This window comes from Monashia sp. HAY1-2A, assembly GCF_056755315.1.
On sequence record NZ_JBNDHY010000155.1, the window covers coordinates 1 to 10,148 of the forward strand.

Annotated in this window: 10 protein-coding genes; 7 read left to right on the plus strand and 3 right to left on the minus strand. The window is 75.7% G+C overall.

Annotation, left to right across the window (positions count from 1 at the left end; genetic code table 11):
- From ACPYOM_RS18150 to ACPYOM_RS18165, 4 genes are all read left to right on the plus strand, one after another.
- Positions 1 to 746, plus strand: a 746-nt coding sequence (locus tag ACPYOM_RS18150) for a CDP-alcohol phosphatidyltransferase family protein (protein ID WP_481347033.1), incomplete at its 5' end; no start/stop codon positions are given.
- Entirely contained in the window at positions 743 to 2,410 is a 1,668-nt protein-coding gene (locus ACPYOM_RS18155; RefSeq protein ID WP_481347034.1) for an alkaline phosphatase family protein, read from the plus strand. The genes ACPYOM_RS18150 and ACPYOM_RS18155, both read left to right, overlap by 4 nt.
- Positions 2,411 to 2,529: 119 nt before the next feature.
- Positions 2,530 to 2,916: a hypothetical protein gene (locus ACPYOM_RS18160; protein ID WP_481347035.1), complete on the plus strand. Its 387-nt coding sequence runs from the start codon at positions 2,530 to 2,532 to the stop codon at positions 2,914 to 2,916.
- A 49-nt stretch (positions 2,917 to 2,965) separates the two neighbouring features.
- Entirely contained in the window at positions 2,966 to 3,400 is a 435-nt protein-coding gene (locus ACPYOM_RS18165) for a VOC family protein (RefSeq protein ID WP_481347036.1), read from the plus strand.
- Positions 3,401 to 3,418: 18 nt separating this feature from the next.
- Here ACPYOM_RS18165 and ACPYOM_RS18170 read toward each other — a convergent pair whose 3' ends face one another.
- Both ACPYOM_RS18170 and ACPYOM_RS18175 read right to left on the minus strand, forming a co-directional pair.
- Positions 3,419 to 3,751, minus strand: coding sequence for a cupin domain-containing protein (locus ACPYOM_RS18170; RefSeq protein WP_481343280.1), 333 nt, complete (start codon positions 3,749 to 3,751; stop codon positions 3,419 to 3,421).
- A 199-nt stretch (positions 3,752 to 3,950) separates the two neighbouring features.
- Positions 3,951 to 5,069 carry a carbohydrate kinase family protein gene (locus ACPYOM_RS18175; RefSeq protein WP_481343281.1) on the minus strand — a complete coding sequence of 373 codons (1,119 nt, stop codon included), beginning with the start codon at positions 5,067 to 5,069 and terminating at the stop codon, positions 3,951 to 3,953.
- A gap of 56 nt (positions 5,070 to 5,125) precedes the next feature.
- On the opposite strand from ACPYOM_RS18175, the gene ACPYOM_RS18180 reads away from it, so the two are divergent.
- Positions 5,126 to 6,517, plus strand: a complete 1,392-nt coding sequence (locus ACPYOM_RS18180; RefSeq protein ID WP_481347037.1) for a 6-phospho-beta-glucosidase — start codon at positions 5,126 to 5,128, stop codon at positions 6,515 to 6,517.
- A gap of 33 nt (positions 6,518 to 6,550) precedes the next feature.
- Here ACPYOM_RS18180 and ACPYOM_RS18185 read toward each other — a convergent pair whose 3' ends face one another.
- A complete protein-coding gene (locus ACPYOM_RS18185) occupies positions 6,551 to 8,266 on the minus strand; it encodes a sigma-70 family RNA polymerase sigma factor (protein WP_481347038.1) in 1,716 nt (571 codons plus the stop codon).
- A 369-nt stretch (positions 8,267 to 8,635) separates the two neighbouring features.
- Between ACPYOM_RS18185 and ACPYOM_RS18190 the strand changes: the two genes are divergently transcribed.
- Both ACPYOM_RS18190 and ACPYOM_RS18195 read left to right on the plus strand, forming a co-directional pair.
- A complete protein-coding gene (locus tag ACPYOM_RS18190; RefSeq protein ID WP_481343285.1) occupies positions 8,636 to 9,394 on the plus strand; it encodes a LamB/YcsF family protein in 759 nt (252 codons plus the stop codon).
- A gap of 24 nt (positions 9,395 to 9,418) precedes the next feature.
- On the plus strand, positions 9,419 to 10,148 hold a 730-nt coding region (locus ACPYOM_RS18195), incomplete at its 3' end, for a 5-oxoprolinase subunit B family protein (protein WP_481347039.1).

Here is a 10,148-nt window from a genome sequence, read left to right on the forward strand (position 1 = left end):
TCCTGAGGGCCGTCCTGGGTCTGGGCGCGGCGGGCACGTGGGTCGGGATCGCCTGTGCCACCGGGCTGTTCGTCCTCGTGGCCGACGGGCTCACGCGGACCGGACGACGGACGCCCGGGCCCGCGGACCGCGTCACCCTGGCCCGCGCGGTGCTGATCTGCGCCGTCGCCGCCCTCGTCGCCGACGCGGCCACCGCGGGTGAGGCAGCAGGCAGCGGCCCGCTGGCCCTCGCGACCCTCGTGGGGCTGGCCTCGCTCGCGCTCCTCCTCGACGCCCTCGACGGACGCGTCGCCCGCCGGACCGGCACCGTCAGCACGTTCGGCGCGCGGTTCGACATGGAGGCCGACGCGTTCCTCATCCTCGTCCTCGCCGTGCACGTCGCGCGCGGCCTCGGCTGGTGGGTGCTCGCCGTCGGGGCGGCGCGCTACCTGCTGCTCGTGGCCCAGCGGCTGGCGCCGTGGCTGCGCGGCGGCGTGCCGGCCCGCCGGTGGCGCAAGGCCGTCGCCGCCCAGCAGGGCGTCGGACTCACCGCTGCGGCCTCGGGGCTGCTTCCGGAGGCGGTCGCCGCCGCCGTCGTCGGCGTGGGCCTGGCCGCGCTCGCCGTGTCGTTCGGCACGGAGGCGAGCACGCTCTGGCGTCGGCGCACCGAGGCGCCCGTCAGCCGCCCGGTCGTCCCCGAGTCGCCTCTGACGTTCGTCGGGGCAGCCGACCCGCGGATCCCCCTGCCACCGCGGACGACCCGATGAGAGAAGACGTGCCGCAGCGTCGCCGACGCTTTCGCCTCGGCGCCGGTGGACGCGTCGCGCGAGTCGCCCGCGCTGCGCTGACGCTCGTCTCGGTCCTCGTCGTCTGGGTCGCCCTGACCGCCCCGCCGTCGCTGGTCCACGTGAGCCCGTGGGCCCTGCTGCGCGTGCCGGTCGAGGGACTGGTGCTCGGGGCCCTCGTGCTCGCCGTGCCCCGCCGGACGGGGCGGTGGGTCCGCCGTTGGATCCTCCCGCCGGTCGGGGTGCTCCTCGCGGTGCTCCTGCTCGTCCGGGCCCTCGACCTCGTCTTCCGCGACGTCTTCTTCTACCGCCCCTTCAACCTCCTCAGCGACTGGCGCTACGCGTCGTCGGGCGTCGAGCTCGTGCAGGACGCGTCCGGCCCCGTCGTCGCGACGCTGGCCACGGTCGGGACCGGGCTGCTGCTCGTCGGGGTGCTCCTCACCGTGCCGTTGGCGCTGCGCCGGGTCGCCCGCATCGCCGACGGGCACCGCACCGCCGCGCGCCGCGTCCTCGTGACCCTGACCGGGGTCTGGGTCGTGGCCGCCGTGTCCGGCGCGGCACTCGCCCCCGGGCTGCCGGTCGCGGCGTCGAGCTCGGCGGCGCTCGCCGACGAGCAGGCCCGCAAGGCCGTCCACGACCTGCGCGACCGCGCCGCCTTCGCGACCGACATCCGCACCGACCCGCTGGCCGGCGCCGCCCCGTCCACCATGCTCCGTGCCCTTCACGGCAAGGATGTCGTCGTCGTCTTCGTCGAGAGCTACGGCAAGGTCGCGCTCGACGCCCCCCTCGTCGAGCAGGCGCTGGTGTCCGGCACGAAGACCCTTGCCACGCAGGGCTACTCGATGCGCACCGCGTGGCTGACGTCACCGACGTTCGGGGGTTTCAGCTGGCTGGCCCACTCGAGCATCCAGTCCGGGCTGTGGGTCGACAGCCAGCCCCGCTACGACCAGCTCGTGACGACGAACCGCCTCACCCTGAGCCGCGTCTTCTCCCGGGCGGGGTGGCGCACCGTCGACGTCATCCCCGCGAACCGGCACGACTGGCCCGAGGGGCGCGACTTCTACGGCTACGACCGCGTCTACGACGCCCGGACGCTCGGCTACCGCGGCCCCGGGTTCGGCTACGCGCCGATGCCGGACCAGTACACGCTGTCGGCCTTCGACCGCCTCGAGCTCGCGTCGTCGCCGCGGCGGCCGGTCCTCGCCGAGGTCGACCTCGTGACGAGCCACATCCCGTGGGCTCCGCTGCCGCGGCTCGTCGAGTGGTCGACGCTCGGCGACGGCTCGGTCCTCGCCGCACAGGTCGGGCAGGCCACGCCGCGGGAGGTGGTGTGGCGCACGGACGCCGGGGTCCGCGACGCGTACGCCCAGAGCGTCGCCTACTCCCTCGACAGCGTCGTGTCGTGGCTGACCAACACCCGTGACGACAACCTGGTCGTCCTCGTCCTCGGCGACCACCAGCCGGCCAGCGTCGTCTCGGGTGACGACGCGTCCCACGACGTCCCCGTCGCGCTGCTGACCCGCGACCGGGGCGTCATCGACCGCGTGGCCGCGTGGGGCTGGCAGGACGGCCTGCGCCCCGCGGACAGCGCGCCGGTCTGGCCGATGAGCGTGGTGCGCGACCGCGTCCTCACCTCGTTCCGCTGACCGCCCCAAGGGACCGGACCCGCGACTGAACCGACCCGCGGCACGGGACGTCCTCACCTATGACCACCGAACAGCGGGCCGAGCCGACGGCCGGCTGCGACGCAGAAGGGAGGGTCAGCATGACCCTGCGACTCGTGGGTGCCGTGGCGCTGCTCGTCTCCGCCGCCGTGCACCTCTACCTGTGGTTCAACGGTGTGCGCGACCAGACCGTCGGGCCGATGTTCCTCGTCAACGTCGTGGCCGGCATCGTCATCGCCGGGCTGCTCGTGTGGTGGCGGCACTGGCTCGCGGCCTTCCTCACGCTCGGCTTCGGGGCGGCGACGCTCGGCGCGTTCACGATCGCCTCGACGGTCGGCCTGCTCGGGGTCCACACGGAGTGGCGCGGCGGGTCGGTCTGGGCGGCCGCCATCGCCGAGATCGTGTGCATCGTCGTCGGTGCCGCCCTGCTCGTGCGCCAGCGCGGCGAGGTGATGCACTCCCCGGCGCACCGCGGCAGCCACGCCTGAGGCGCTCGCGCGCAGAGCGAGAGACCGACCGCCGCCCTAGGGTGGGGCCATGGCATCGGTGAGGCAGGTGCAGGTGACCTTCGACTGCGCGGACCCCGAGCGCGTGGGCCGGTTCTGGTGCGAGGTGCTCGGCTACGTCGTGCCCGACCCGCCACCGGGGTTCGACTCGTGGGACGCGTTCGACCGGTCGCTGCCGCCCGAGCAGCAGGGGTCGGCGTTCGCCGTCCAGGACCCCACGGGCGTGGGCCCGCGGCTGTTCTTCCAGAAGGTCCCCGAGGGCAAGGTCGTCAAGAACCGCGTGCACCTCGACGTGCGCGTGGGCACCGGTCTCGTCGGGCAGGAGCGCCTCGACGCGCTCGAGGCCGAGGCGGTGCGGCTCGAGGCCCTCGGGGCCTCGCGGGTGCAGCTGCTCGTCGCGGACGGCTTCAACGAGTCGTGCCAGGTCATGCAGGACGTCGAGGGCAACGAGTTCTGCCTGGACTGACCTCGGGGGCCGTCGGCCTCAGCCGACCTTGGCCACGGTCAGGAGCACCGCGGAGTCCTCGAGCGCCTCGAGCGAGTGCCGCGCGTCCGGAACGACGAGCAGGTCACCGGGCGCCCCCTCCCACGCGGCTCCGTCGGTGCTGAGGCGCACGCGTCCGCGCAGGACGTGCACCGTGGCCTCGCCGGGGTTCTCGTGTTCGGCCAGCGACTGCCCGGCCGTCAGGGCGATGACGGTCTGGCGCAGCACGTGCTCGTGGCCGCCGTAGACCGTGTCGGCGCTGCGGCCGTTGGAGGCCTGGGCGGCGCGTTCGAGCAGCTCCCGGGCGAGGGCGGTCAGCGACGACTTCTCCATGGGCACACCCTGTCACCGCTGCGCCCTGGCGTCGACGGTCCGCCGTCCCCCAGAGGGGCGCGCATCCTCCAGCGATGTGCGTTGCGAGCTGCACCCCTGCGGGAAGCGTGCACTCCTGCGTCGAGGGTTCACCGCTTCCGGAGAATGCACCGATGCACCGGCGTGGAACCGGTGCACGGACGGGGAACGGGGGCCGGCGTCAGTCGAGGTCGTGGACGTCGGCGCGGCGGGCGATCGTCGCGGTCGCCCGGCGGCAGGCCATCGTCGGCACCCGCGGCACGATGTCGTCGAGGAAGCCGTACCGGCGCCGCAGCGACCGGTGGTACGCGTCGTCGGTCGCGTCGGCGGCCAGGGCGGTCCACCAGTCGGCGAGGTCGCCCCAGCCCGGGGCCGCGAGCGAGCCGCCGTACTGCTGCAGCGCGAGGCCCGCGCACAGCGTCGCGAACAGCATCCGCTGCTCGAGCGGCCACTCCGCGAGCGTCCCGACGAGCAGGGCCGCGCCGAAGACGTCGCCGGCGCCGGTCGGGTCCACCTCCTCGACGCGCAGCGACGGCACGCGCGCCTCCTCGCCGGTGCGCTGGTCGATGCCGACGGCCCCGTTGGCCCCGTCGGTGACCACCGCGACCTGCACGCGGTCGGCGAGCGCGTAGAGGGCCTCGACGGTCGACCGGGTGCCGGTGTAGGCCATCGCCTCGACCGCGTTGGGCATGAAGACGTCGCACCGGCCCAGCCGCTCGAGCACCTCGGGCGACCAGCGCTCCTTGGAGTCCCAGCCGACGTCGGCGAACACGAGCGCGCCGTCGGCGCGGGCCCGGTCGACCCACGTGCTCGCCGCGCCGAACGCCTCGTCCTCGGCGAGGTCGACCATGACGGCGCGCGTCCGCGGCGGGGTGCCGATGAGCTCGCTCGCGGGCACGGGCGAGGGGTGGCCGTGCGAGACCATGCTGCGGTCGCGGTCCATCGACATCGACACCGTGACCGGGCTGTGCCAGTCGGCGAACCGCCGGCTGCGCGACAGGTCGATGCCCTCCTGCTCCTCGAGGGTGCGCCAGCAGAAGTCGCCGTAGTCGTCGTCGCTGAAGGCGGCGGCCAGCGACGTGCGCAGGCCGAGCCGACGGGTCGCGACCGCGAGGTTGGCGATGCCGCCGGGACACGACGCGAGCCCCTCGGCCCACACCTCGGTGCCCGGCGCGGGCGCCGTCGGCAGGCCGGCGAAGATCATGTCGAGGAAGACCGTCCCCCAGACGAAGACGTCGACGTCCGGCCCGGTGGCGGCGCGCCGGGCGGCGAGCGGGTCGAAGGCGGAGCTCGTCGGCATCGGAACCATGCTGCCATCCACGGCGACCCTGTTAGCGTCGGTTCGGTGAGGACGCGATGAGGCTGGTCGTGCTCGGTGGCGGGGGCTTCCGCGTCCCGCTCGTCCACGGCGCGCTCCTCGGCGACCGCACGGCCGACGCGTCCCGACGCGTCACCGAGGTCGTCCTGCACGACACCGACGCCTCGCGCCTCGACGTCGTGCGCCGCGTCCTCGACGCCCAGGCGCGGGGCCGCGCGGGCGTCACCGCTGCGTCCGGCGGGTCCGGCGCGTCCGAGGGCGCGCCCGCGCCGACCGTCCGGGCGACCACCGACCTCGACGCCGCGCTCGACGGCGCCGACTTCGTGTTCTCGGCGATCCGGGTCGGCGGGCTCGAGGGGCGCACCGCCGACGAGCGCATCGCCCTCGACCTCGGGCTGCTCGGCCAGGAGACCACCGGTCCGGGCGGCGTCGGCTACGGGCTGCGGACCGTGCCGGTCGCCGTCGACGTCGCCCAGCGCGTGGCCCGCCTCGCGCCGGACGCCTGGGTCATCAACTTCACCAACCCCGCCGGCCTGGTCACCCAGGCCATGCAGCAGGTGCTCGGCGAGCGCGTCGTCGGCATCTGCGACTCCCCGCTCGGCCTCGCCAAGCGTGCCGCGGGGGCGCTCGGGCACCGGCTCGACGACGTCGAGATCGACTACGCCGGCCTCAACCACCTCGGCTGGCTCGCCGGCCTGCGCGTCGACGGGCGTGACGTGCTGCCCGACCTCCTCGCCGACCCGGCGCGCCTCGGCGGCATCGAGGAGGGCCACCTCTTCGGCGTCGACTGGCTCCAGACGCTCGGGGCCCTGCCCAACGAGTACCTCTGGTACTACTACTTCACCCGCGACGCCGTCGCGCAGATCACGGCCGCGACCGAGACGCGCGGCGAGTACCTCGTCCGTCAGCAGGCGCAGTTCTACACGGCGGCAAGCGAGTCGGTGGACCCGTTCGCCGTCTGGGATGCCGTTCGACGCGAGCGCAACGCCACGTACATGCAGGAGACCCGCACCGAGGACGGCGACGAGCGCGACGAGTCCGACGTCGAGGGCGGCGGCTACGAGGGCGTGGCCCTCGCGCTCATGGCGGCGATCGCCCGCGACGAGCCGGCCCGGCTCATCCTCAACGTCCGCAACGGCACGACGCTGCCCGGCCTGCCCGAGGACGCCGTCGTCGAGGTGCCCTGCGCCGTCGACGCGTCCGGCCCGCGGCCGCTGCCCGTGACGCCGCTGGCCGGGTCGGCGCTCGGCCTGGCCCAGCAGGTCAAGGCCGTCGACGAGCTCGTCGTGCGGGCCGCTCGCGAGGGGTCGGCGCGGCTCGCCGTCGAGGCGTTCGCGCTGCACCCGCTCGTCGACTCCGTCACCGTGGCGTGGCAGCTGCTCGACGGCTACCGCCGCCGGCTTCCCCGCTTCTACGACGCGCTGCGCTGACCGCCGCCCGTTCTCGTCCGCTGCCGTCGGCTCTCAGGGCAGTCGGTAGGTGCCCGAGCCCGGCAGGAGAACGCCGTTGCGGTCGGTGAACGAGACGAGCAGTGTCGCGGGCGCGGCACCTGGCTGGGGCGTCACCTCCACGACGAGCAGTCCCGGACGCAGGGTGTGGTCGAAGGTGCTCACCGGGCTGGACACGTGCTCGAACGGACGCCCACCGTGGAGGTCGCGCACGGAGGTGACCAGCCAGCCGGTGGGCGCGACGATCGAGGCCCGGTACCCGCGATCGGCGCTCGGCTCGAACGTCAGCACCACGGTCACGCCGGCGACCACGGTCGTGGGTGGCGGGGCCGTCGCCGGGGTCGTCGCCGGGGTCGTCGACGGGGTCCCCGGTCCCGGACGCGTCGTCGGCGGAGACGTCGGGATCGTCGGGCCGGTCGTCGTGCCCGGCGGCTGGCGTGCCGGCCGCGTCGCGAGGGCGAGCCTCGACGCGTCGACGACGGCTCCCCGCGAGCCCACCAGCAGCTCGGCCTCGCTGATGGTCTCGACGGCTGCCGCGGCCGCCGTGCGCCCGGCCCGGGGGCCGGGAACGCCGAGGACGATGCCGGGGAACGCCCGCGTGGCCGAGTCGACGTCCGCGGGTGAGGCCGACGCCGGCGGCCGGACCCCTGCGGCCACCGGGGCCGGCGGCGTGCCGCGTCCGAGCAGCCCGAGCACGGTCAGGAGGGCTGCCACGACCACCGCTGCCGCGCCACCGACGAGGGCGAGGGGCAGGTCGACGCGTCGGGCGCCCGAGGCCTCCGACGCGCCGGACGCCGACGGCGCGGCCGCCGCCCGGCCCTCGACCCCGTGCTGGGCGGCGAGAGTCCCAGCCCCGGCGGCGCCGGAGGCGGCGCCCCCGGCGGCCCCGGCGGCCCCGGCGGCCCCGGTTCCCGAACCGGCGGCGCCTCGACCGGTCGCACCGACGACACCGGCGCCGAAGACGCCCGGCAGCAGGAGCGGACCGACGCCCGAACGGATCGTCTCGTTGACGTCGACGAGCCCGACGACCGCCGCCCGGCAGCGCTCGCACGTGTCGAGGTGGTCATCGACCCGGGCACGGTCGCGGGCCGACAGCCCGTCGCGGACGTACCCGCCGAGCAGGCGTCGCACGGCGCGGCACTCGCCCTCGGGGGCCCGCACCAGGAGCTCACCGAGGTAGGCCTGGCGCAGGCGCTCGCGGGCCCGTTTGCCCCGGCTGGCGACGCCGTTCGCGGTCGTGCCGAGCACGGGCGCGAGCTCGGCCGGGCGCTGCTCGTGCACGACGAGGCGCCACAACAGGTCGCGGGCCTCGCCCGGGAGTGACTGCCATGCGGCCCAGACGGCGTCACGGTCGGCGGCGCCGACGGCCAGCTCCTCGGCGGAGGGCTCGTCCGGGGCGTCGAGGTTCTGCTCCTCCCCGCTCAGGACGACGCGCGCCCGGTAGCGGCGGCCGAGGTCGATGGCGAGGCGACGCACGGTGCTCAGCAGGTAGGGCCGGAACGCGGCGTCGGGCCCACCGCCGGACCGGATGGCCCGGAGGGTCCGGGTGAAGGCCTCGCTGGCGAGGTCGTCGGCGTCGCTCGGGCCCGCGACGCGGCCGGCGAGCTGCCGGGCCGCGTCGACGTGCCGGCGCCACAGTGCCTCGTACGCGGCGTCGTCACCGGCCCGGACCCGGTCGACGAGCACGGCGTCGGTCGGCTCCTCGCGGTGCTCCTCCTGAGGTCCTGCCACGTCCTGCGCCGCTCCCTGTCCCGCGTCTCCGGGGCCGCCGCTCGTCCGAGGGCCCAGGTGGGAAGACGCCCGAGGGACCGGATCATGTCGCGGTTCGCCGACCTTGACCAGAGGCCGCGACCGATTCGGGCCGTTCACGGTGTTTCGCGACATGGTCCCGCAGGTGCGGCGTCCCTCCCGGTGTGAGCCCGTGGCGCTGGGGGACTGCGCCCGGGCTCACCGCGCGGTCGGGCGCCGACGGGGCCTCGACCGTGGACGGGCGGGTGCTCCCCAGGAGGGGAGGGGAGCACCCGCACCCCGTTCGCCGCGGTGCGGGCGGATCCCCGCGAGCGGTCCACGAACCGTGCCGGATCGGGCAGGATCGGTGGCATGCGGATCGACCTCAACGCCGACGTCGGGGAGTCGTTCGGCGCGTGGACCCTCGGCGACGACCCCGCCGTGCTCGACGTCGTCACGAGCGCCAACGTCGCCTGTGGGTTCCATGCCGGCGACCCGCTGACGCTCCGCACGACGTGCCGCCAGGCCGTGCAGCGTGGCGTCGTGGTCGGCGCGCAGGTCGGGTACCGCGACCTCGCCGGGTTCGGGCGCCGGTTCCTCGACGTCGCGCCCGAGGACCTCGCCGCCGACGTGCTGTACCAGCTCGGTGCGCTCGAGGCGATGGCCCGCGTCGCCGGCACGCGTGTCGCCTACGTCAAGCCCCACGGGGCGCTCTACAACGCCGTCGTGCACCACGAGGCCCAGGCGGCGGCCGTCGTCGAGGCGGTCGCGGCGTACGACCCCACCCTGCCGCTGCTCGGCCTGCCCGGCAGCGTCCTGCTCGACCTCGCCGCCGAGGCGGGGCTGCCCGTCGTCACCGAGGCCTTCGCCGACCGCGCGTACACCCCCGACGGCCGTCTGCTCCAGCGGACCGAGCCGGGCGCCGTCCTGCACGACCCGGAGGCGGTCGCCGAACGGGTGCTGAGGCTCGTGCTCGAAGGCGTCGTCACCGCGGTCGACGGGCGCGACATCGAGGTCGCGGCCTCGTCGGTGTGCTTCCACGGCGACACCCACGGGGCGGTCGTCATGGCGCGCCGCGTCCGGGCCGCGCTCGAGGCGGCCGGCGTCGAGATCCGCCCCTTCGCGGGCTGACGCGTGCGGGCCCGGGTGCTGCCGATGGGCGAGGACGCCGTCCTCGTCGAGGTGAGCGGGACCGCCGAGGCGGTCGCCCTGCGCGACCGGGCCCGCATCCTCGTCCAGGGTGGCAAGGGGCCGTGGCACGGCGTGCGGGAGGTCGTCGCGGCCGCGCGGACGGTGCTCGTCCGGGCCGATGCCCCGCGTCTGGACGCGGTACGGCGGGCCTGCCTCGACCTCGCGGGGTCGCTCGACGTCGACGCGGACGAGCGCCGGGACGGGTCGGACGCGGCGGGCGCGTCGGACGCGGCCGTCGTGGTCGACCTCCCGGTCGTCTACGACGGTCCGGACCTCGACGAGGTGGCCGAGCTGACGGGCCTGACCCGCGAGGAGGTCGTGCGCGCGCACACCGGCACCCCGTGGCGGGTCGGCTTCGGCGGCTTCGCGCCCGGCTTCGCCTACCTCGTCGGCGGCGACCCGCGCCTGCGGGTGCCGCGGCGGTCCGAGCCGCGACCTCGCGTACCGGCCGGGTCCGTCGGTCTGGCCGGTGAGTTCAGCGGCGTCTACCCGCAGGACTCCCCCGGCGGCTGGCAGCTGGTCGGCAGGACCGACGCCGTGCTCTGGGACCCGGACCGTGACCCGCCCGCGCTCCTGCGCCTGTCTCTTATACACATCTCCGAGCCCACGAGACGCGTAGTAATCTGGGGGGGGGGGGGTGGGGGGGGGAGGGGGGGGGGGGGGGGGGGGGGGGGGGGGGGGGGGGGGGGGGGGG

Bases quoted from the DNA above. Each gene is read 5' to 3' on its own strand.
- ACPYOM_RS18155 (WP_481347034.1), top strand. From the start codon at position 743: ATGAGAGAAGACGTGCCGCAGCGTCGCCGACGCTTTCGCCTCGGCGCC.
- ACPYOM_RS18160 (WP_481347035.1), top strand. From the start codon at position 2,530: ATGACCCTGCGACTCGTGGGTGCCGTGGCGCTGCTCGTCTCCGCCGCC.
- ACPYOM_RS18165 (WP_481347036.1), top strand. From the start codon at position 2,966: ATGGCATCGGTGAGGCAGGTGCAGGTGACCTTCGACTGCGCGGACCCC.
- ACPYOM_RS18170 (WP_481343280.1), bottom strand. From the start codon at position 3,751: ATGGAGAAGTCGTCGCTGACCGCCCTCGCCCGGGAGCTGCTCGAACGC.
- ACPYOM_RS18175 (WP_481343281.1), bottom strand. From the start codon at position 5,069: ATGCCGACGAGCTCCGCCTTCGACCCGCTCGCCGCCCGGCGCGCCGCC.
- ACPYOM_RS18180 (WP_481347037.1), top strand. From the start codon at position 5,126: ATGAGGCTGGTCGTGCTCGGTGGCGGGGGCTTCCGCGTCCCGCTCGTC.
- ACPYOM_RS18190 (WP_481343285.1), top strand. From the start codon at position 8,636: ATGCGGATCGACCTCAACGCCGACGTCGGGGAGTCGTTCGGCGCGTGG.